This is a genomic window from Blautia sp. Marseille-P2398, assembly GCF_964240315.1.
Lineage (GTDB): Bacteria > Bacillota > Clostridia > Lachnospirales > Lachnospiraceae > Blautia_A > Blautia_A wexlerae.
Genome location: NZ_CAXSTD010000013.1, coordinates 44284 through 67463 on the forward strand (window position 1 = coordinate 44284; position 23180 = coordinate 67463).

Below are 23180 nucleotides of genomic sequence, written 5' to 3' on the forward strand. Positions count from 1 at the left end.
ATAAAATAATGAATCCGGACATTTTCGCAGGATTTCACATATTCCCTGCAGTCTTTTATAGAATTGTTGTAACTATTCAGAATAAAACAGGAGGAATCTCTATGAAACATATTGTGCTCACCGGCGGCGGCACAGCCGGACATGTGACTCCGAATATTGCTCTGATCCCACGCCTTAAGGAGCTTGGATACGAAATTTCCTATATCGGATCCTACGATGGAATCGAAAAAAAGCTTATTGAAGAAATGAATATTCCTTATTACGGAATCTCATCCGGAAAGCTGAGACGTTATTTTGATCTGAAAAACTTCACAGATCCATTTCGTGTACTGAAAGGATTCGGTGAGGCCAAAAAATTATTGAAACAATTAAAACCAGATGTGGTTTTCTCCAAGGGTGGCTTCGTGACTGTCCCGGTTGTAATCGCTGCCGGTCGACGTAAAATTCCTACCATCATTCATGAATCAGATATGACTCCCGGACTTGCAAATAAGATCTGCATTCCATCTGCAACAAAAGTATGCTGTAACTTCCCTGAGACTGTAAAAAGTCTTCCTGCTGACAAAGCAGTACTTACAGGTACTCCTATCCGTCAGGAATTATTAAACGGAAGTAAAGAGGCAGCCCGCGAATTCTGTGGTTTCACAGATGACAAACCGGTTCTTATGGTGATCGGCGGAAGTCTTGGTGCTGCATCTGTCAATGAAAATATCCGTAAAATCCTTCCGGAACTTTTAAAAGAGTTTCAGGTTATCCACCTGTGTGGTAAGGGAAAAATGGATGAAAGTCTCAAAGACACAAAAGGATATGTACAGTATGAATATATTAAACAGGAGCTTGCCGATCTGTTTGCTCTGTCTGATATCGTTATCTCCCGCGCAGGTGCCAATGCAATCTGTGAACTGAATGCTTTAAAAAAACCCAATCTTCTGATCCCGCTTTCTGCAAATGCCAGCCGCGGTGACCAGATCCTCAATGCACGTTCATTTGAACGTCAGGGATTCAGCATGGTACTTGAGGAAGAAGAGATTACAGAAAGCACACTTTTAAACGCAATCCGCGAACTGTACCAGAACAGAGAGTCCTATGTTCATGCCATGTCAGAAAGCAGTCATATGAATTCTATTGAAAAAATCACCGGGCTGATCGAAGACTGCGTAAATAAACAGTAATCACCGGGTTATTTTCTTATATTCCCTGGCAAGCCAGCGTCTCGTCCTCATGACTCTGTTATTCACATTATTTTCTGTGATATGATAATGTCTGGCAACGAGACGCGTTGGTATGTCATATAACGTTACACTGACATAGATTTCATAATTTGTCCTGTTCTTTTCTCTCAGTTTTTCAAATATCGACTGCAGGTATCCTGCTGCCTCCAGATTCAGAACAATCTCATCTACACGATTACCTTTTCTTACCCGCATATCTGTCATTTCCAGAATCGCATCTGAATTCGCATATTCATATTTCCTGAAGGCCTTTTTGCGATGATCGGATGCCTTATGGTAGCTGATTCTGACAATCAGATTCTCCAGTTTCTTTTCATCTGAAAAATCCACACTCCGGCCCATATGAAACAAAGTCTCAAATACATCCTGACAGACATCTTCTGCTTCGTCTTCATCGCCAAGGATAAATTTTCCAATATTGAACGCCCGAGAGCGGTATTTCCTGTAGATACTTACAAAATCTATATTTTCCATCTTTTGTAATGTGCTGTATCAGAATATCAGGACAGCTGCTCCTTTACTTTTAACAGGATTTCTTCTTTATCTGCATCATTGAGTTCACCCGGGTGCCATGTGATTCCCACCTGATCTCCTTTATATCTCGGAATCAGATGCATATGAAAATGAAATACTGTCTGCCCTGCACACTCGCCATTATTCTGTACAATATTAAATCCGTCACATTTCAGTGCTGCTGTCATTGCTGTCGCCATTTTCTTTGCAAGAATCATTGCCTTTGCAGCCATTTCATCCGATAATTCATAAATATTGGCAGCATGCGATTTCGGAAGGATCAGCGCATGTCCCTTACTCGCCGGGCCCAGGTCAAGAATTACCCTGAAATTCTCATCCTCATAAAGTGTTGCAGCAGGAATCTCTCCATTAGCGATTTTACAAAAAATACAATTTTCCATCTTTAAATCCTTCTTTCTTAAAATTCAAGATTTTGATTTGCAATAATCAGTAATACTTGTCGTTTTATTGCGAATTTTTCAGGACGAAATCAGTTGCGGCTGAAAGTTCACAATGATACACTTTTCCTGAGGTGATAATATGCAGATTGAAATAACAAAACAATCAGAAAAAGATTTTCGTTTTCTTTTATCCAGACTTTCACATGAAATCCGTAATCCGGTCACGCTGATCAACAGTGAACTTCAGTTGATGGCTTCCTCTCACCCGGAACTGTGCAGTTACAGACAATGGGACAGTCTTATGGATAACCTTGAATATGTAAAAGAACTGCTGAAAGAACTCTCTGACTTCAGCCATGCGCAGACAGTTACTCTTGTTCCCGTAAATCCCGCGGAATTTCTGACCACTGTTTTATCCTGTCAGAAAAACACTCTGGACTATCTGGGAATCCGGCTGGAAATACATGTGGAACATACTTCTTCACCTGTTTTTCTTGACCGGATAAAAATGCGTCAGGTCATATTTAACCTGATCAAAAATTCCTGTGAAGCCATCGATCAGCCAGGCGGAAAGATTATTGTAAATCTCACCCCTGCAGATTCCGGCATCTGCATCTGTATTAAAGATAACGGATGTGGTATGACGCATAAGCAGACTGAGAATATCTTTCATCCCTTCATTACATATAAACCGGAAGGAACCGGTCTCGGGCTTGCAGTAACAGCAGAAATCATCTCTGCACACCATGGTCAGATCAGGGTTTCCAGCACTCCCGGTCAGGGTTCTGCCTTTTATATTTATCTGCCGGCATCCCCTGAATAAAGGTCGGTTATCCTGCACGCTGCGAAGGGTGATAAAGCAGAACTGCAAGCAGGAATCCACAGATAAGACCGCCTACATGTGCCGCATTGTCCACTCCTTCGCTTGTAAAACCAAAATAAAGCGAAAAAGCAGCCATGATCACTACCTGTCTGGCAGAAAGATCTTCAATATGACCTCTGCCCCTGATCACAGCATAGATCATTGCACCCATCACAGCAAACACTGCACCGGATGCACCTGCCGAAACTGCAAAATCCGCACTGTCCAGTTCCAGGAACAGACACAGCAGATTTCCACCCATTCCTCCCAGAAGATAGATCAGCAGATATTTCAGTTTTCCAACTGTACGCTCCAGTCTGCCTCCAAGCACAAACAGTACCAGCATGTTATTTCCAAGATGCTGCGGTCCAAAATGAAGGAACATACTTGTAAAGATCCTATAGTATTCTCCCTGCATAATGGCAGGAGTATATGCTGCTCCGCACTGAAGCATATGCATGGTATCCTCTGATCCTCCGGTAAATTCCACTGCAGTAAAAACAAGAATATTCGCCAGAATGAGAAGCACTGTAACCGGTGCCTTTTTCAGTTCTTCCAAGTTTTACCTCTTTTCTGTTTCTTTATCTCAAAAACAATGTACCATTACTAATTGTAGCAGACCTCCTGTATTTTGTAAAAACATTTATTCCAGAAATATATATCTTGCCTGTGCAAAATCCACTTCATCTTCCGGTTCAAGCTGATATTCCTCATCCGGACGAAGTAATCTTCCATTTACAGACGTTCCGTTTCTGGAATTCATATCACTAAGGAAATAGTTTTCTTCTTTTTTTCGTATTTTTGCATGGATACGGCTTACGGTAGGCAGGCTGATCACCGCATCACAGGCAGTTTCCAGCTTTCCGATCACAGTCAGATCTTCATTGAGATAAATGGTCGCCAGTTCTCCCGGTTCTTTACTCACCAGACTGGCAGGTCCGCTTACTGTTCCGGCAGATAGTACTACTGTTTCACCATAGTCCATATGTATCCGGGATGATTTGGAAGTTTTTTGTCCACAGTCTGACATTTTCTGCCCATTCACCGGCTGACTCTGATTTGTTTGCTGATTTCTCTCCACTGTCTGGGACAGGTTTTCATATAATCTGTCCTCCCATTTCTGCTCTGACACTTTTCCTTCTGCTTCTTTCCATCCTGATCTTTTCCCTGATGTTTTCTTTTCTGTTTTATTCCATGATGGCATATTTCTTATTTTTTCTATGTGTCTCACTGTTTCTCCTGATGCATACGTCTGTTCCGGGAGATGCAAAACTTTTTTTGTCTTTATAATACGCAGGCCCAGCATGATACCCGCTATAGCTATAACAATTACACCAAGTATGGTTTCCATTTCCACATGTGGCAGATATCCCTTCAGGATAGCAGCTGCCAGTCCACAGATCAGAACAGCAGCCGGCACAATAACACCGACCGGGTTCAGTCGGCCGGGTTCTTTTGAATCTTCTCCTTCTCTTACAAATTCATTCCGGTTTTCATTATCTTCCGGGAAAGTCTCTTCTTCTGCAAACTCCATCTCCTGCTCTGTCTTTTTTGCATTTATTTTTTCTTTCTTCTCCCCATTTACATCTGAACTCTGAGTTTTGTATAATTCTTCTTTAATATGCTCCAGATGAAAACTGTCTTCCATTGCTCTTTTATATACTCCATATCCAAGGATTACCGCATCCTGATCCTGATGGTCTATTTTCGGCAGAATATATTCTGTCAGAAGCTGAAACTGTTCTTTAATATCCTTCTCATATCCGGGCATCATACAGAAATAAATCTGTCTTTTTTCAATATCTGTATAAATATATTCCGGCGACATTATAAACTGTCCGGGATTGATCAGATATTCCGCCGCATCTTCCATAACCTTTACAAAACCACCGAAAATAAGCCTGAGATCTTCAACTCCCATCTTCTTTTCTTCATACAGCACATTCACCGCCTGTTTCGAAGTAATATCAAAATAGATAAGAAATCTGCCGTCCATCCCCTGTATCCTGCACTTCAGAAGAGAGGGAATCACATTTCTCGCAAGCATCCTTACCTGATAGGAATCTGTATTGATCTCATTCTCACCATAGACAATGAGATAATTATGATTCATATCCCTCTTATATTCTGTCCGCATACTATTCTATTCCCCCATTTCTCTCAGAACCGCCTGCGCCGCCCGCAGTCTGCGGATATGTTTCACCGGATTTATCACTACAGATTTCCCTTCTGTCCTCAAATGCCAGCTCAGATTGCCATACGACGAGATTGTGTCCAGGTCATAGGTTACCTGCACTTCTTTTCCCACATTTGTCTGGGTATCTAAATTCTCCGCCCCGAAAAAGCCAATACTCCCCAGTTCCTCACTGCGCATCCTTGCAGTATCATATATTTCTCCGTTTTTCTTAATCCCTTCCATGCTCCCGCTTACTGCCGATTCATAAGCTGCCGCTGTCAGCCATGCCCTGTTATGTACAAAAAAGCTCAGATAGATAAGTCCCATCAACACCAGCAGGATCAACGGCATGACACAGGCAGTCTCGATTGTAAAACTTCCCTTACGAATTATACTGTATTCATTTGTTATACAAAAATTATCTTTCATATCAAAAATCCTCCCAGATATCCTGCCAGCAGAAATGGCACAAACGGTATTTCCGTACTTCCCTTTCTGCAAAATCCCATCATCATGATGCCGGACCATACTGCACTGCAGATCATTCCTATAAAAAGTGTTGAAAAAAATTCTTCCGGGTACAGCACTGTCCCCAGTGCCATAAGCAGCCAGCCATCGCCCATTCCCATAGTACCTTCTGTAAGGATGCTGATCAGCACAAAGAGAAAACCTGTCCCCACGCACATAAGAATCTCCGGAACATTTCTTCTGCTATATATTGTCCACACAGTTCCGCAGACTGCAAATATTATGATCAGCAGAAGAGAAACCTGCTTTTTTCTGATATCTATCCATGAATTTATTCCCAGAAATCCAAGTATACATATTTCTTTTACGCCATTCATCTCCATATACATCTCTCCGGCAAAATTCAGCCACACCTGCTACATGCTCCCATTTCCGAAACAGAGGAAGCTTTTACCAGTCTTACCGAACGTTTCAGCCCACTGCAGGACTCCAGATTATGGTATCTGTTTCCCTGTTCCGTAACATATACCACTCCTGCCGGATTCTGATTCCTGCTGCAGATTTCACAGGCTGAATAATGCTCCCCGTACTTATTGTATGCAGATTTTGCGGAACTTCCGGGAATTTGTTTTAATGAAACATTCAGATAGCTGCAGCCCGGATTTTTATGGTACACACTGCCCGAGGCAGTTACATAAACCATCGGTTCTGTTTCTCCCTGCTCTCCTCCATTGTCAGGAAATTCGGTTCCTGTCCATGCATGGACTTTTACATGGTTATAAACTACAACATCCGGAAGAGGTATCAGTCCACCAAAGGGTTTATACGTGTAGATATCCGGCAGCGTAATATCATCAACACTGTCCCCACCCGGAAGATACGCATACATTCCTGCCTGTTTTGCCTTCGTACACAATGCAGTCAGATGTTCCGTCTGCAGTTTATATATATCCATAAACGAAATCAGCGTAACCATTCCCAGGAAGAACAGCGGCAGTACAAGTGCTGTTTCTACTGCCAGACTTCCCTTCTTAATCTTTCCCCGAAAAGAGGTGCAGAAAGATACTTTTACAGAAGAAACTTCTCCAATATGTTCTTTTGCATTTGTCCGAAAATATTTCCGACTCTTTTGGGGGAATAAAAGATCGTAAATATTGCTTAGAGAGACTTTTCTCCTTTCATAAATTTTTTTATCTTTTTTTCCGATTTCTTCAATGCTTTGTTTTTCTTTCTGTAAAAGCATCTTTTCACACCTCTTTTCAGCAATTCATTCATAACAATACTGATGTATCACCTGAAATTCCTTTTTCCTGTTTGCTTTTACCTCCGCAAATGCCTCCAGAGCTACAACACAGGAATCCATATAAAAATTTGCCCTGCCTTTCTTTCTTATCGCATCTTCGATCATATCCATAGCTCTCATCACTTTCTTTTCCTTTGAAACAGGCAATATCAGAACCTGAAGGTAATCCTCATAGGACAATCCATGTTCATTGTTTTTCCGCATGGAATCCAGTCCTTCCATCAGACTTGAAAGATTAGACAGCGAAATCTGCCAGTCTGCGGAAGTTTTTACAAGGGGAATCTTCCCTCCTGCAAAAAGTTCTCTCACATCCAGTACGCTCTCCGCAAATGCCCAGCATAAAAGCAATGCAGACTCTATCACTACTGCTGCCGGAGGAACCAGAAATCCCGACGCAATGGCTGCAGCGAGTGCCTGTGCCTCTGTTCTTTTTACATTATCTGCCATCAAACATGCAAAGTTTACGCCTTCTCTGATGAACAAGAGCTTTGATGCCACAGATTTAAGGTTATCTATATCATTGTCTCTTCCTCCAAAAACATATTCCATCTGATATGCAAGACTTTCTTTTGACGGATCTGTGTAATTTCCCAGATGATTCATCAGATACTGCTGAAACAAAACCCCGGAAGTATAACTGCTATCTGCTGTCACTCCGTCCGGCATCTCCATTCCCTGTTGCAGCTGTCTTCCCGAAACCATTGTGTCTTTGCTGACTGTCCGGGTGGAAATTTCCCGTCCGGGCGGCAAAACCAGCTCCAGTATTCCCATTTTCATAATTCTTTTTATAATACTGATGGGATTGTCAGCCTGTGGCTGGGTTGATATTTGTCCTTCCTGTTGCTGCCTGTTTTCAGCTTCCTGTGCTGCCTGCCGGCTTTTCTGAGAAGCCTGATCCATTTCCGAATCATATCTGTCGATGGAGCCTCCTGTCTCCGCCTGTTTCGCTTTCAAATCCGCCTCTTCTGTTTTTCTCTCTCGATCAGACATTTTGTTGAGAAGGAGCTGTACCCCCTGACTTCCAAGAGTTTCCTGCATATACTGCACAATCTGCTGATAAAAAACCTCTCCGCACTCATCTGTCAGAAGCCGGTAACCGGTAAGTCCGCTCTGATGCAGTTCAAGTTTCTGACTGTTCTGCTTTAACACCGGTTTCATATAGGATTCCAGATTATCGCAGATCTTTGCGAGATTAAGCTGCCCGCCTCCCATGGAACCATCCAGCGCAAACAGATCATATTCCTCAAGAAGTTTCCTGTCATACTGTCCAAATACAGAATAAAGTCCGATATCCATACTGTTGAGTATTTGGGTTCTGGCCGATGCCATACGTACAGATTCTATACTTGTACATACAAGAGACAAAAGCAGACTGAGTATTAATGCAAGAAATAATGTAATGCTTCCTCTTTCCTTTCCGCAATATTTCATACAGGAAGTACACCTCCTTCTCTTTTCATCTTAAATAGAATTACTCTGTTTGGCGATCTTTGAAAGAATGCTCTGCACCAGTTCGGTCAGCTGCTCTTTGAAAATAATGACAAGCCCGATCAGGACTACAAGAATCAGAATGATCTCCACAACACCTACAGCGTCTTCTTCCTCTGCGAATCTTCGTATCAGTCCGTTTTTCTTTTTTATCTGTCTTATCAATTGTCCCATTTTTTCCCTCCATATCCAAAAGCACCCTTTACGCTGCACAGAATTTACTGCAACACCTTATCATGTTTCTCCGTAGAAAGACATAAAAGCAGGAATCATGACAATTGCCATAACGACAATAAGCATCATGATCATCGGCACCAGAAGTTTTGTGGCTGCAGCCTCTCCAAGAACACGTGCTTTTCTCTTTCGTTCTTCCCATGCTTCGGTTGATTCTCTTTCAAGCATATCAGCCATCTGTCTGCTACCCTTCTGGAGATTCTGGATAAGAAGCGTGGCAAATGTTTTATACTTTGCCTGACCACATCTTTCTCCAAATCTTCTGTATGCTTCACTTTCAGAAACTCCGCTTTCCATCTCATAGCATACAATCCGTATCTCTTCATACGCAGGTCTTGGATTCCGCTTTCTCTTTCTTCCATAATCCAGAGAAATTTTCTGGAATGCCTTTCTTACAGTCATCCCGGCCTGAACCAGAAGTGTAAATTTCATGATCAGTCCCGGATAATCCATAAGAAGTTCTTCATACCGTTTCTGAAGCTGAACCTGTTCTTCTCTCCCTTTCATCACAAGAATTGCCATTGCCGCAATAAGAAACAGTCCTGTCAGAAGCATTCCGGAAGTGTCTGCCGGACTTTCCCATTTTACCTTTTTTCCATTCAGCTTATCCGGAAGATAATAATAATCCGGATCACTGCGCTGCTCGTTATACCGGGATACTGCCTCTGCAATACTTTTTTGTGCCTGTTCTTTTCTGGTCAGCTTCTTATTCTGTTTCGGTTCTTCCTCCTGCTCTTCCAGTTCCTTCTCCGGTACCTGAATGTACATGGAGACCGGTTCTTCTCCGTCAACGGATACCATAAATTCCTTCTCATATGATCCTGTATCCTCCTTTTCCAGACGGTATCCCTGAGGATACACCTGTCCACCGTTTTGCAAAGTAAGGATCATGCCCAGCAGATTTCCGGCTATCGCTACTACCGCAAAAAGTCTGATACCATCCTTCCCTCCGATTCCGGAAGATGGAATCCATCCTTTTTTCCAGCCGGTCAGTGCACACAGGATCATAACAAAAATGACAACATGTACCCACATTTGTACTGTCACACCTCAATATCTACAATCCTTCTGCCAAGCCAGTATGCCGCAGCATAAATGACAAGACAGATACTCATTGCTGCAATTCCAAAGGGATTTCCATAAAGAACACTTAAGAAGCCCGGTGAAGTCATCTGCAAGTACAGGATAATTCCCACAGGCATAAGACTCATGATCATCTGTTCTGACTTCTTTGCTGCCAGTGTAGCCTCTATCTCTTTTTTAACGTCAATCTTATCTCCAAGCATACGAGACACCTTCTGAATTACCCGGTTCATATCACCACCTGTACGCTTGGCTGTATAAAATACAGAGGCAAAATTTTCGATATCTTCTATCTGACTTCTTTCTCCAAGATCCAGAAACAGCTCTTCCAGCGGAACACTGATATGCTGCTGGCTTTCAATATAGCGAAATTCCTCCACAATATCCGTTCCCTTTCCGTAGAGTCTCTCCAAATCTCTGACACAGGTTTTTACCGCGCTTTCCACCGAATATCCGGCCTGAACCGCAACACTCAGCGAAGTAAGTGCATCCTTAAACTGATAATTCAGATTCTTCCGTCTTTCCCTGATCATACGATTTTTCTGCCATTTCAGATAAAACACAGGAACGGGAAGCATAAGAAGCAACACCCATTTACTTTTGTAAAAAAGATAATCTGCCATTATGCACAACGCCAGTGCCTGTCCCATATATTTCAGTAGTTCTTTCATAGAAAAACGATAATGATCATAATTACGTTTCTGATAAAGCTGTTCTTTTTCTTTCCCTTTCATAGTTCAATCCCCGCTCTTTCCAGTTTTTCCACATGAAGGAGGGATGCTGTCTTTACAAGACCTTTCCCTTCCTGCCATTGATACAGCGGCCGGATACGGATTTCTCCATTTTCAAAGCCGCACACCTCAGTTACTTCCAGCAATTTCCTTGATTTATCCCTCATTCTTCCCAGATGTACCAGAATATCCACTCCGGAAGCAATCTGTCTTCTGATTGCTTCCAATGGAAGATCAACGCCCATCAGAACCATTGTTTCCAGTCTGGATAACATATCCCTGGCAGAATTGGCATGGGCAGTAGACAGCGACCCTTCATGCCCTGTATTCAATGCCTGAAGCATATCCATTGCCTCTCCGCCGCGGACTTCTCCCACTATGATTCTGTCTGGACGCATTCGTAATGCAGATTTGATCAGATCTCTGATCGTAACGGAAACTGCTCCTTCCATGTTTGCCATCTTTGCTTCCAGCCGGACCAGATTGTCAATTCCCCTGATGCGAAGTTCTGCATTATCTTCTATTGTGATCAGTCTTTCGTCCCTGGGGATATATTCCGACATTGCCGCAAGAAATGTAGTCTTTCCGCTTCCGGTTCCGCCTCCTATGACCATGGAATATCTGGCCTTCACAAGCTTCTCCAGAAATTCTGCACATTCCTGTGTGATACTTCCCAGTGCGATCAGCTTTTCCATTGTAATGGGGTGTTCAGGAAAACGCCTTATAGTGAGAATCGGACCATTTAATGCAACCGGATAAATTACAGCATTTACCCTGGAACCATTTTCCAGTCTTGCATCCACGATCGGCATGGATTCATTGATCACACGATTACATTTTCCAACAATCTGCTGGATCACATCCTCCAGTTTCTCAGCAGAAGTAAAACTTTTATGCCATTTCATAAGCTTGCCGGCCCGTTCTACAAAAATGGTATCCGGCCCGTTTACCATGATCTCAGTCACTGTCTCATCATCCACCAGTTCCTGAAGCACATCCAGTTTGCGGACAGAATAAAACAGTTCCTGACGAAGCTGTACCTTTTCTTTCAGCGCAAGACGGACATCTTTTATCTGGTTCAGAATCAGCTCATCAATTACATCAAGGATTTCTTTATCCGATAATTCTCTGGACAGATCCAGTTCTTCCATCAGCATCTGCCGCAGCTTTCTAAATACATCTTTGTTCATCCTTTTTCCCTTTACAGCATCTTTCCGGAACTTTTTTAATTTTCTTTTTTCTGGCTTTCTTTCCTCAGAAGGTTCCGCACATAATCTCCCAGTTCACTCCACATCAGCTGTTCAACATACGCAGGTGACAGACAGGTTGCCATATGAAACGGTGGATTTATCTTTTCCGTCTTTTCCAGAATCTGAGGATAATCCCAGATTCGGACCAGATTCTCAAACTGCGCAATCTTACACTGTGAAACAGCATCAGACAATACAGGCATATAAATCTTCTTACACATATCCAGCAGCTGGAAATTTTCATCAATCCCACATCCAATATCCAGCACAATCACTTCATAAGAACTGTCAATTATAAGCATCTGAAAAAGCCGTTCCCAGTCCTGCCAGGCTGTTGTACGGATATCTGCCGGCATCTGCACAGGTGGAACATAATCCAGATTATTGATTGTCTGTATCATACTGTTCATCTTATAGAGAAGATTCTGATTATCCTGTCTCACATAATAAAGAAGATCACTCAGATTGTGGGCAAAACCTTTTCCCATCAATTCTTCAAATCCGGAATATTCTTCCATATTCAGATAAAGAACGGCTCGTTCTTTGGCAAGTATCTGTCCAAGTGTCAATGCAAAAGAGGTTTTCAGACAACGTCCCAGAGGTGAAAATATTCCAATAATTTCTGTTGTCTTTTTTAATACAGCAATCTGATCTGCCACTGTCTTTTTTTCGGCGCCATAATATGCCATCACTTCCCGGAGAACATCAGAAGAAGACTGATATTTATACACACTTGGATACTGGTCAAGTTCCGGAGGGTGTACCCCTTCCGACAAAATGATGATCTTCCCGATATCCAGATCCCGGACTTCCCGGCACATAGCCCGCCCGGAGATCAACAGCAACTCTATACGTGTTTGGTTCCCATAGGCAATCAGGTTCTCTACAGATGTAAATGCCTGTATCTCAAAGGGAATATTCTTCTTCCGGTTCATATAGTCCATAAAGTTCAGCGCATAATCCACTTCCAGATCGCATACTGCAAAAATATTTCTTTTCAATAGATACCTCCTGCATATAACAACACACTTATAAAAACAGGAATCGTAAAATGGAAATTTTCAGGAGCAGCAATACTTTTTCTCCGATAGGAACTAATCTTTCCCGTACCGACTGTACATTTCACATATTCAATAAAATAAAGGATACGTTCACAGAAATTGTGGTTAAAGATCAGAAGTGCGGCCGAAATGCCTGCACCTGTCAGAAAAGAAATAAAGATGCATTTTATGATAGATTCACAGCCCATTATCCCTCCCAGTGCGCAGAATAGTTTAATATCTCCGGCACCTATCATCCCAAAAGCAAAGAGGATCATAAGAAATAACGGCATTACGCTTCCCATTATAAAAAATCCAATTCCCGTAATATTCTTTTGCCATATACAGACAAACAGTCCCACAGACATGGAAAAAATAATCCATCCGTTATCAACTTTTGCTGTACGGATATCCATGATCATGGCAGTCCCGGCAACCGCTACAGGAAAAAGGTGAAAAAATGCATATTGCATCACCCCCAGTCTTATATTTTTCGCAACTGTTTCGATACTGTTCATACAATAGGAAACAGTCTGTCTCCTCTTTGGTATTTTAAAAAAATAAAAGTGGAATTAACCGCCGAACTGACGGGATTGAATCACCAGAAGAACTCTGGTGAGTATTATTATAGGACCGGACAATTGATTTGTCCAGTCCTATTTTTTGTCGAATTTCTAAAATATTTATAAACTTGTTACCTGTCCACACGCTGCTATCCCGAAATATACTATGCGAAGTGTATTACTGAGAACAAATTGAACAGTAACATAAACCCGGCTATAATGCACTTCACAGAAAGAATATCATGCACCTGTCAATTAGAGTTCTATTTCCTGTCTGCATCCTTCCGGTACAATGATAATACCATTTTCTGTATCTTTCACTATGCTTCCACCAGTAACATTGGCTATTTCATGAATATTTCTCAGCAGATAGGTCATACCTCCATTTTCTGCTGAAGCTTCCAGAGTGAGTTTATTTCCCTGTCTTACAGCTTTTACTGTAAAAGCTGTCTCTCCTTTACGCGTCACTACCTCACAGGATGCAGTTTCATTTACTTCATAAACCTGAATCTGTACATCTTTCTCCAGTTCATAATCAACGGTAGTATCTACAGCACCAATCGGAAGCAGAGTATTCTCTCTTACAAATACAGGCAGTGAAGAAAAATCATAATCTTCTTCATACCATCTTCCGCCTTCTTTGACTTCTCCGCTTAAAAGATGAGTCCATTTTCCTGCCGGCAGATAATATTCTGCATGACCTTCTTTGTTGAAGATTGGTGCAACCAGAATACTGTCGCCTAACATATACTGCATATCCAGATATTTGGTTGCAGGATCATCGTTAAATTCCATGATCATTGCACGCATGGACGGAATACCTGTCTTGTGTGATTTTACGGCCATAGAATACAGATATGGGAGTAATCTTAATTTCAGCTTTGTAAACTTACGGCATACATCTACAGCTTCTTCATCAAACAGCCACGGTACACGATAACTCTTGGAACCATGGAGACGGCTGTGTGTGGAAAGAAGACCAAACTGCAGCCAGCGTTTGTATACATCCGGTGCTGCTGTCATTTCAAATCCGCCCATATCATGACTCCAGAAAGAGAATCCTGATAAAGTAAAGGACAGACCACCTCTTAAGCTCTCAGCCATGGAAGCATAGGTTGCAGAACAGTCACCACCCCAGTGAACCGGGAACTGCTGTCCGCCTGCTGTAGCACTTCTCGCAAAAAGGATTGCTTCACCTTCACCCTTTACTTCCTTCAGCAGATCAAATACTGCCTTGTTGTAAAGGTATGTATAATAGTTATGCATAGAAACCGGATCTGAACCGTCATAATATTTCACATCGACCGGAATTCTCTCGCCAAAGTCTGTCTTGAAACAGTCAACACCCATATCAAGCAAAGTTTTCAGCTTATTCTGATACCACTTCACTGCATCCGGATTTGTAAAGTCAACCAGGCCCATGCCAGGCTGCCAGTTGTCGATTTGCTTGATTCCTCTTCCGTCTGCACGCTGTACCAGGTATCCGTTCTTCAGACCCTCTTTAAAGAAGTTAGTTCCCTGTGCAATATATGGATTGATCCATACACAGATCTTAAGTCCTTTATCCTTATAACGTTTCAGCATTCCCGGTACATCCGGGAAGATTCTGGAATCCCATTCAAAATCACACCAGTGGAACTCTTTCATCCAGAAGCAGTCAAAATGGAATACACTCAATGGAATATCTCTGTCTGCCATTCCCTGGATAAAGGAATTGGTCGTCTCTTCATCATAGTTTGTTGTAAAGGATGTGGAAAGCCATAATCCAAAGGACCATGCAGGCGGCAATGCCGGTTTTCCTGTAAGATCTGTGTAGTTCTCGATTACACCCTTAATGTCATCTCCGTAAATAATATGATATCTGATTTCTTCACCTTTCACAGAGAATCCCACATTCTCAACCTTTTCACTTGCAACTTCAAAGGAAACATGATCACTGTGGTCTACGAATACGCCATAATGTTTGCTTGTTACATAGAACGGAATATTTTTATAAGAAATCTGAGAAGCTGTACCGCCGTCTTCATTCCAGATATCAACAACCTGACCGTTCTTTACAAACGCTGTAAATCTCTCACCCAGACCATATACACATTCTCCAGGTGCAAGAGAAAGCTCTGTCACCATATATGGCTGATACTGTGCTGCCATATAGTTTGGTTCCGGGAATTTTGTCAGAGTAGCCCTGTCATACTGCATATAGCCAAGATTGCGGAATCCGATGTTTGTGAGAACTTTTCCATCTGCTTCATATGTGATCTTAAAGTCTTTCAAGTCCACTCTTACTGTCATTCTTCCGGCTTTCATCACAGCTTCATCTTCTGTAATCTCAACCTCTGTTTCCTGCGGATCCTCATTCAGCTCATACCTTGGCTCACCTTTTACATAACCTTCATAATGATAACTTCTTACACTTATGATATCTTTACGTACAGAAATAAATTCTGTAGTGATAGTTCCGACATCCAGAGCACCGCCTCTGTCTGTGATCTGGCGAAATGGAGAAACAATTCTCATTCCTCCCGGAATTGCCTCCGCTGTAAAAGCCTGCATCGCATAGGATGCGTTTGCGCGTTCATTTTTCTCCCAGTAACCTTCTGTGAACTTCATTCCTGATTCTCCTTGCTTTTAATCTTATGATTTGCTTATTTTCCAAAATTGAAACTCTTTCAGTACCTCGCGGGATAACGGACTGCTGAATAATTATCTGATACCAGTATACATCATGATTCTTTTTCTTACCAGCAATATAACCTAATTTTATCTGTGCAAAAAACAAAATCTGTATATTGCATAAAAACAAAAGATTGTGGTAATATTCTTCAAAATATACACGTTCTACAAGTATATCTATTTTGGCACCAGGAGGTAAGAAAATATGTGCACAGCAGCAACTTATAAAACAAAAGATTTCTATTTCGGCAGAACCCTTGATTATGAATTTTCCTACGGTGATGAAATCACCATCACACCACGAAACTACCCATTCCATTTCCGTCATTCTGATAAAGCCCCTGACTCTCACTATGCCATCATCGGAATGGCTCATGTGGCCGGAGACTATCCACTCTACTATGATGCCATTAATGAAAAAGGTCTCGGCATGGCAGGTCTGAATTTCGTAGGAAATGCAGTCTATGCAGAACCAGTATCGGACAAAGAAAACGTAGCCCAGTTCGAATTCATCCCATGGATTCTCAGCCAGTGTGCCACCTTAAAAGAAGCCCGCCAGAGACTCTCAACTATGAATCTCACCAACACACAGTTCAGTGAGAACTTCCCATGTGCTCAGCTCCACTGGATCCTCGCAGATGCTTCCGGCTGCCTCGTTATCGAATCCATGCAGGACGGCCTCCATATCTACGAAAATCCTGTAGGGGTACTAACCAATAACCCACCCTTCCCACAGCAGATGTTCCAGCTTAACAACTACCAGTCTCTCTCCCCTCGCCAACCAGAAAACACCTTCGCTCCAGGATTAGAACTCCAATCCTACAGCCGCGGTATGGGCGCCCTCGGCCTCCCGGGAGACCTTTCCTCCGCCTCCCGCTTTGCCAAAGTTGCCTTCACAAAAATGAACTCCAGATCCGGCGACTCCGAACTCGAAAGCGTCAGCCAGTTCTTCCACATCCTCGGCTCCGTAGATCAACAGCGTGGCTGCTGCGAAGTAGCAAAAGGCAAATATGAGATCACTCTCTACACTTCCTGCTGCAACACAACAAAGGGAATTTATTATTATACCACCTATGAAAATCATCAGATCAATGCTGTCGATATGCATCGTGAAAATCTGGATACAACAGTCCTAATCCGATATCCTGTACTCGCAAAACAGAATATCTGTTTCCAGAATTAATGTGAAGCACTCTATACCTGTGGCAATTTCGACAAATATTCTTTAATTATAGCCATTGCCATTTTTCAGTTCTGTACGGTATAATAAAGACAAATTATTGGTTTCAAAAAGAGGTAATAACAATGGTACATTTTTTTGATATTACAAAGTTCAACTTATATAAAGAAGATAACCGGCGCGAAGTAAAAAAAGCAAATGGCGGCCTTCCTTCTTCTTTATGGGAGACTTACTCTGCTTTTGCAAATTGTTATGGCGGCGTAATTATTCTGGGAGTTGCCGAAAACAAAGATGGAACCTGGAGAACTACAGGTTTAAAAAGTACAGACAGGGACAAGCTGTTAAAACATTTCTGGGATACAATCAATAATCGAAAAAAGGTCAACGTAAATCTTCTATCTGATCAGGATGTAGAGATATATGAGAAGGATGAAGATACTATCATCGTGATTTATGTTCCTATGGCAAACAGAGAACAAAAACCTGTGTATATTAATGATGATATATTTGGCGGAACATTTCGAAGAAATCACGAAGGAGACTATCATTGTACCAAACTTCAGGTGAAAGCCATGCTCCGCGACCAGACAGACAACACTATGGATATGGATGTACTGGATGATGTTCCAATAAGCGACCTAAATTATGAAACCATTCAGGGATATCGCAACAGACATCGAGCCCTTAAACCTGCACATCCATTTGGCCGTTTAAATGATTCTGAATATTTACGCAGCATAGGAGCTGCTGCCATTTCCAATATTGATAAATGCCTTCATCCAACAGCTGCAGGAATGCTAATGTTTGGAGATGAATATAACATTGTACGACATTTCCCTGAATATTTTTTAGATTATCGTGAAATTCTGGATCCAACTATACGCTGGACCGATCGCTTACAGTCAAGTTCCGGTGAATGGTCCGGTAATATATGTGATTTTTACTTCCGAGTATATAATAAACTTGTTAAAGATATCAAGGTACCTTTTAAAACAATCGATGGAAACCGTATTGATGATACTCCCGTACATGAAGCATTGAGGGAAGCCCTCGCAAACTGTTTGATAAATGCAGACTTTTATGGTGTTCGAGGCATTGTAGTCCGAAAAGAAGCTGACAGAATAGTATTTGAAAATCCAGGATATTCCAGAACAGGAAAACAACAAATGAAAAAAGGGGGAATTTCTGATCCTCGCAACAAAGTACTCATGAAAATGTTTAATCTGATCAATATCGGCGAGCGTGCCGGCAGCGGAGTACCCAACATTTTTAACACATGGGAGGATCAAGGCTGGGTTGAACCAGTTATAGAAGAACAATTTGATCCAGATAGAACTCTTCTGATTCTTAGCTTCGATAAAAAACAAGCGATAAAAACAAGCGATAAAAAACAAGCGATAAAAACAAGCGATAAAAAACAAGCGAATAAATCCTGTCATAAAAAACAAAACCAAAAAACTTTGGAAAATATAGAAAAAATCAGAGAGTATTTATCTAAAAACAATATCTCAAAAACCAGTGATATTGCTGAATATATTGGATTAAGTCTTCCGCGAACCCGGGCTATTTTAAAAGAAATACCTGATGTATCTCCAATTGGAAATAATTCAAACAGAAAATGGACTCTGCAAAAATAATTTTCACCAGCCAAGAAATAAGTCAGAACATGGTACAAAGCAATAAAAGCATCTACGGAAAGCCTTCATCAGACCATCCAAAGATGCTTTTTATTGATATATTTTGTTTCTTTAAATTTCTTTATGACTCGTAACCCTAAGTCGTGCCATAGCTCTGGACAGAGCCAACTGATTCATATGATACTCCTGAATACTCTGCTTCTGTCTCATCTGCTCTTCTGCTCTCTCCTTCGCTTCCTGTGCCCTGCGGATATCAATCTCCTCAGGACTCTCTGCCGTCAGACAGAACAGCTTCACACGGTTATTGATCATCTCCACAAACCCACTGCTCACAGCCAGAACATGCTTTGTGCCATCAGCTTCCTCGAAACGCATTTCTCCCGGAATGATAGCAGCAACAATATTCTCATGCTGTGCCAGAAAGGCCTGCTCACCGTCAACAGCCGGGATTGTCAGGGTTTTGGCACGTCCTGCAAACGCCAGCTTATTACTGGCATAAATCTCAAGACCAAATGTATCTGCCATAAAATCCGCTCCTTATTCCTGACCCATCTCAGTCTTTGCTTTCTCGATGACATCCTCAATTGTACCAACATTGAAGAAAGCATTTTCCGGATACTGATCCATCTCACCATCAACGATTGCCTTGAATCCACGGATGGTTTCTTTCAGAGGAACATATTTACCCTTGATACCTGTGAAGTTCTCAGCTACATGGAACGGCTGAGAAAGGAACTTCTGGATCTTTCTTGCACGGAATACAGTGCTCTTATCCTCTTCAGAAAGCTCTTCCATACCAAGAATAGCAATGATGTCCTGAAGTTCTTTATATTTCTGAAGGATTTCCTGTACTTTACGTGCTACTTCATAATGTTCTTCACCTACAACATCCGGCTCCAGGATACGGGAAGTAGATTCCAACGGGTCAACGGCCGGATAAATACCCTGCTCTACGATCTTTCTGGAAAGAACGGTTGTTGCATCCAGATGAGCAAATGTAGTTGCAGGAGCCGGGTCAGTCAGGTCATCGGCAGGTACATAGACAGCCTGTACAGATGTTACAGAACCATCCTTAGTAGAAGCGATACGTTCCTGAAGTTCACCCATCTCAGTAGCCAGTGTTGGCTGATAACCTACGGCTGAAGGCATACGTCCAAGAAGGGCGGAAACCTCGGAACCAGCCTGTACAAAACGGAAAATATTATCAATGAAAAGAAGCACATCTCTGTGTTCCTCATCTCTGAAGTACTCAGCCATTGTCAGTCCGGTTTCAGCAACACGCATACGGGATCCCGGTGGCTCGTTCATCTGTCCGAACACTAAGGCTGTTTTTTCAAGAACACCGGACTCTTTCATTTCTGACCATAAGTCGTTACCTTCACGGGAACGCTCTCCAACACCTGTGAAAATGGAATATCCGCCATGCTCTGTGGCAATGTTCTGGATCAGCTCCTGGATCAGGACTGTCTTACCAACACCGGCACCACCGAACAGACCGATCTTACCACCTTTTGCATATGGTGCAAGAAGGTCGATAACCTTAATACCTGTTTCCAGGATTTCTACAGCCGGTTTCTGATGTTCGAAATCCGGCGGATCTCTGTGGATGACCCATTTCTGTTCTCCCTCAAGGGAAGGACCGTCATCTACTGTATCACCAAGTACGTTAAATAAACGTCCCAGTGTCTTATCACCTACAGGAACCTTAATGCCGCTTCCTGTGGCGATGACTTCTCTGTCACGCTGTAAGCCTTCGCTTGCGCTCAGCATAATGCAGCGTACCATATTGTTTCCCAGATGATGGGAAACTTCCATTACACATCTTTTACCGTTGTTCTCTACCTCAAGGGCATCCTTGATCTCAGGAAGATTTCCATCTTCAAAAACAACGTCTACAACAGGTCCCATAACCTGTACAATTTTACCTTTGTTCATCGTCGTCACTTCCTTTTTTGTGCTTTTGCACCGCTGACAATCTCAGTGATTTCCTGTGTGATGGCAGCCTGACGCGCACGGTTGTACTCAATGGATAACTCCCTGAGCATCTTCTTTGCACTGTCCGTAGAGGACTGCATTGCCATCATTCTGGCATTATTTTCACTGGCATACGCTTCTACAAGACATCCATAAATCAGACCGGTCAGGTAATTTGGGATCATGGTATTCAGAAGTACATCGGCTGATGGTGACAGCACGATTTCCTCCTGTGGCATATCCGCAAGCATTGCCTGATTTGGCAGGAACTCTGCTTTCTTCAATGGAAGAAGCTGCATATTCACCGGCTCCATGGCAACTGCACTCTGCATCTCCGTATAGAAAATACGGACTTCGTCCAGTTCTCTGTCCAGGAACGCTCTGACAATCTCCTCTGAGATCAGGCGCGCTCTGTGCATGGTCGGTTTCTGTACTGTATATGGAAAGTTCTCTGCGATATCCATATGTTTCTTCGTGAAATACTGACGGCCTACCATACCCAGCACATAAAGCTTGCAGTGCTCATGCTCTGCCATAAACTGTTCTGTCATTTTCTGGATATTATGGTTATAGGCACCTGCCATACCCTTATCACCGGTAACTACGATACAGCCGATCTTACGGTCTTCCTCTGCGATCTTATGACGGATACTGAAAAAAGGATGCTCTGTATCCGGCATATGACGCAGGATTCGGGAAATTGCTGCCTGCATATTATAGTAATACGGCTCTGTATCGGACAGGATTCTTTTGGCCTTCTGCATCTTGGATGAAGAGATCATATACATGGCATTAGTGATCTTCATGGTGTCCTGAATGCTTTTCATTCGAGTCTGAATCTCTTTCGTACTGCCCATATCAACACCTACCTGCTCTTATCTGCAAATTCTTCTGCCACTTTCACGATCTTTTCTGCCAGTTCATCCGGAAGCTGTCTCTTCTCCTCGATCTCTCTTCCGATTTCCGGATAAGCACTGTCAAAGTAGTCCAGCATATCTCTCTGATACTTCTTCATCTTCTTGGTTTCCACGTGCATCATTGCCTTGTGTGTTGCCGCACAAAGAGTGATGACCTGCTCATGAAGACTTAACGGGCTTGAAAGCGGCTGTTTCAGAAGTTCCATAAGTCCACTTCCGTATTTCAACTGCTGAGTTGTAGCCTCGTCCAGATCAGAACTGAACTGTGTAAAGATTTCCATCTCACGATACTGAGCCAGATCGATACGGACACTTCCTGCTGCTTTCTTCATGGCTTTTGCCTGTGCAGCACCACCAACTCGGGATACGGAAAGACCTACGTTAACCGCCGGACGCATACCGGAGTTAAACAGGTCACTCTCCAGGAAGATCTGACCATCTGTGATGGAAATAACGTTTGTAGGAATATATGCGGAAAGGTCACCTGCCTGTGTCTCAATGATAGGAAGAGCAGTGATAGAACCACCGCCAACCTTTTCATTCAGACGGCTGGAACGCTCCAGTAATCTGGAATGGAGATAGAATACATCTCCAGGATAAGCCTCACGTCCCGGTGAACGTTCCAGAAGCAATGACAGTGCACGATATGCAACTGCATGCTTGGATAAATCATCATAAACCATTAATACATCTTTTCCCTTATACATAAAGTACTCAGCAAGTGCAGTACCTGCATAAGGAACAATATACTGAAGCGGTGCACAGTCACTGGCTGTAGAGGAGAATACTGTTGTATAGTCCATAGCACCATGTTTCTCCAGAGTAGATACGATCTTAGCTACTGTGGAAGCTTTCTGTCCGATCGCAACATAGATACAGATTACATCTTTGCCTTTCTGGTTCAGAATGGTATCCAGTGCAACGGAAGTCTTACCTGTCTGTCTGTCACCGATAATCAGCTCACGCTGGCCACGGCCGATGGGGAACATGGAGTCAATAGAAAGAATACCTGTTTCCAGAGGAACTGTTACAGATTTTCTGTCAATAATTCCAGGTGCCGGATTCTCTACCGGACGATACCCGTCTGCCTTGATCTCACCTTTACCATCGATCGGCGCTCCCAGAGCGTTTACGATCCTTCCGATAAAAGCGTCACCTACAGGCACACCTGCCTGCTTCTGGGTTCTTGCTACCTTTGTTCCTTCTTTGATTCCTGTATCTTTACCGAACAGGATACATCCGATGCTGTTTGCACGGATATCCTGAACCATACCTTTCAGACCATTCTCAAAGGTTACAACCTCGCCATACATAGCATGATCAATACCATGTACCGTGGCAATACCATCTCCGACGGAGATGACTGTTCCTACTTCCTGGTCCTTGCTGATTTCGTCATAATTCTTAATTTCTTCTTTCAGAATCGAAATGATTTCATCTGGATTCATTGCAGCC

The 23180-nt window shown here is 42.6% G+C and carries 23 protein-coding genes; 4 read left to right on the forward strand and 19 right to left on the reverse strand.

Translation table 11 applies throughout. The annotated features are described in order from the left end of the window. Window positions 1–101 precede the first annotated feature (101 nt). The gene (locus ACESZG_RS14360; protein WP_008706972.1) at window positions 102–1172 is read left to right on the forward strand and encodes an undecaprenyldiphospho-muramoylpentapeptide beta-N-acetylglucosaminyltransferase; all 1071 of its coding nucleotides are present in this window, start codon (window positions 102–104) and stop codon (window positions 1170–1172) included. Here ACESZG_RS14360 and ACESZG_RS14365 read toward each other — a convergent pair whose 3' ends face one another. Then, window positions 1173–1706, reverse strand: a complete 534-nt coding sequence (locus tag ACESZG_RS14365; protein ID WP_008706973.1) for an RNA polymerase sigma factor — start codon at window positions 1704–1706, stop codon at window positions 1173–1175. A 26-nt stretch (window positions 1707–1732) separates the two neighbouring features. After that, entirely contained in the window at window positions 1733–2146 is a 414-nt protein-coding gene (locus tag ACESZG_RS14370; RefSeq protein ID WP_008706974.1) for an HIT family protein, read from the reverse strand. Window positions 2147–2285: 139 nt separating this feature from the next. Here ACESZG_RS14370 and ACESZG_RS14375 point away from each other — a divergent pair, with 139 nt between their 5' ends. Next, window positions 2286–2969, forward strand: coding sequence for a PAS domain-containing sensor histidine kinase (locus ACESZG_RS14375; RefSeq protein ID WP_008706975.1), 684 nt, complete (start codon window positions 2286–2288; stop codon window positions 2967–2969). 7 nt (window positions 2970–2976) lie between these two features. On the opposite strand, the gene ACESZG_RS14380 is transcribed toward ACESZG_RS14375, so the two are convergent. The 13 genes from ACESZG_RS14380 to yicI all read right to left on the reverse strand — a co-directional run bounded on the left by ACESZG_RS14380 (window position 2977) and on the right by yicI (window position 15954). Continuing rightward, complete coding sequence (locus tag ACESZG_RS14380) at window positions 2977–3567, reverse strand: rhomboid family intramembrane serine protease (protein ID WP_020993258.1); 591 nt, start codon at window positions 3565–3567, stop codon at window positions 2977–2979. Window positions 3568–3651: 84 nt separating this feature from the next. Beyond that, window positions 3652–5121: a DUF6382 domain-containing protein gene (locus tag ACESZG_RS14385; RefSeq protein WP_195279957.1), complete on the reverse strand. Its 1470-nt coding sequence runs from the start codon at window positions 5119–5121 to the stop codon at window positions 3652–3654. 30 nt (window positions 5122–5151) lie between these two features. Then, window positions 5152–5613: a TadE family protein gene (locus ACESZG_RS14390; RefSeq protein ID WP_008706978.1), complete on the reverse strand. Its 462-nt coding sequence runs from the start codon at window positions 5611–5613 to the stop codon at window positions 5152–5154. Further along, window positions 5610–6035, reverse strand: coding sequence for an A24 family peptidase (locus tag ACESZG_RS14395; protein ID WP_020993260.1), 426 nt, complete (start codon window positions 6033–6035; stop codon window positions 5610–5612). Before ACESZG_RS14395 ends, ACESZG_RS14390 begins: the two co-directional genes overlap by 4 nt. A 20-nt stretch (window positions 6036–6055) precedes the next feature. Continuing rightward, window positions 6056–6895 (reverse strand): TadE family protein, encoded by an 840-nt coding sequence (locus ACESZG_RS14400; protein WP_008706981.1) that lies wholly within the window; start codon window positions 6893–6895, stop codon window positions 6056–6058. Window positions 6896–6919: 24 nt separating this feature from the next. Then, on the reverse strand, window positions 6920–8386 hold the full coding sequence (locus ACESZG_RS14405) for a DUF5702 domain-containing protein (protein WP_020993261.1): 1467 nt from the start codon (window positions 8384–8386) through the stop codon (window positions 6920–6922). Window positions 8387–8416: 30 nt separating this feature from the next. Next, a complete protein-coding gene (locus ACESZG_RS14410) occupies window positions 8417–8617 on the reverse strand; it encodes a Flp1 family type IVb pilin (protein ID WP_020993262.1) in 201 nt (66 codons plus the stop codon). A gap of 60 nt (window positions 8618–8677) precedes the next feature. After that, entirely contained in the window at window positions 8678–9712 is a 1035-nt protein-coding gene (locus ACESZG_RS14415; RefSeq protein WP_020993263.1) for a type II secretion system F family protein, read from the reverse strand. Between the two features lie 8 nt (window positions 9713–9720). Next, a complete protein-coding gene (locus tag ACESZG_RS14420) occupies window positions 9721–10494 on the reverse strand; it encodes a type II secretion system F family protein (RefSeq protein ID WP_008706986.1) in 774 nt (257 codons plus the stop codon). Beyond that, on the reverse strand, window positions 10491–11681 hold the full coding sequence (locus ACESZG_RS14425; protein WP_008706987.1) for a CpaF family protein: 1191 nt from the start codon (window positions 11679–11681) through the stop codon (window positions 10491–10493). The genes ACESZG_RS14420 and ACESZG_RS14425 overlap by 4 nt, the downstream gene beginning before the upstream one ends. Before the next feature lie 35 nt (window positions 11682–11716). Continuing rightward, entirely contained in the window at window positions 11717–12742 is a 1026-nt protein-coding gene (locus ACESZG_RS14430; protein ID WP_243246137.1) for a hypothetical protein, read from the reverse strand. Further along, window positions 12739–13299, reverse strand: a complete 561-nt coding sequence (locus ACESZG_RS14435; protein ID WP_020993265.1) for a prepilin peptidase — start codon at window positions 13297–13299, stop codon at window positions 12739–12741. Before ACESZG_RS14435 ends, ACESZG_RS14430 begins: the two co-directional genes overlap by 4 nt. A gap of 300 nt (window positions 13300–13599) precedes the next feature. Beyond that, the gene (gene yicI / locus ACESZG_RS14440; RefSeq protein ID WP_008706990.1) at window positions 13600–15954 is read right to left on the reverse strand and encodes an alpha-xylosidase; all 2355 of its coding nucleotides are present in this window, start codon (window positions 15952–15954) and stop codon (window positions 13600–13602) included. 268 nt (window positions 15955–16222) lie between these two features. On the opposite strand from yicI, the gene bsh reads away from it, so the two are divergent. Next, the gene (gene bsh, locus ACESZG_RS14445; protein WP_008706993.1) at window positions 16223–17200 is read left to right on the forward strand and encodes a choloylglycine hydrolase; all 978 of its coding nucleotides are present in this window, start codon (window positions 16223–16225) and stop codon (window positions 17198–17200) included. Window positions 17201–17322: 122 nt separating this feature from the next. Beyond that, the gene (locus tag ACESZG_RS14450) at window positions 17323–18834 is read left to right on the forward strand and encodes an ATP-binding protein (protein WP_008706995.1); all 1512 of its coding nucleotides are present in this window, start codon (window positions 17323–17325) and stop codon (window positions 18832–18834) included. 111 nt (window positions 18835–18945) lie between these two features. Here ACESZG_RS14450 and atpC read toward each other — a convergent pair whose 3' ends face one another. The 4 genes from atpC to atpA are packed head-to-tail and all read right to left on the reverse strand — an operon-like array spanning window position 18946 to window position 23173. Next, complete coding sequence (atpC, locus tag ACESZG_RS14455) at window positions 18946–19359, reverse strand: ATP synthase F1 subunit epsilon (RefSeq protein WP_008706997.1); 414 nt, start codon at window positions 19357–19359, stop codon at window positions 18946–18948. 12 nt (window positions 19360–19371) lie between these two features. Further along, window positions 19372–20769 (reverse strand): F0F1 ATP synthase subunit beta, encoded by a 1398-nt coding sequence (gene atpD, locus ACESZG_RS14460; protein WP_008706999.1) that lies wholly within the window; start codon window positions 20767–20769, stop codon window positions 19372–19374. Between the two features lie 5 nt (window positions 20770–20774). Then, the gene (gene atpG, locus ACESZG_RS14465) at window positions 20775–21665 is read right to left on the reverse strand and encodes an ATP synthase F1 subunit gamma (protein WP_008707001.1); all 891 of its coding nucleotides are present in this window, start codon (window positions 21663–21665) and stop codon (window positions 20775–20777) included. Between the two features lie 8 nt (window positions 21666–21673). After that, complete coding sequence (gene atpA / locus ACESZG_RS14470) at window positions 21674–23173, reverse strand: F0F1 ATP synthase subunit alpha (RefSeq protein ID WP_044951755.1); 1500 nt, start codon at window positions 23171–23173, stop codon at window positions 21674–21676. Between the last annotated feature and the right edge of the window lie 7 nt (window positions 23174–23180).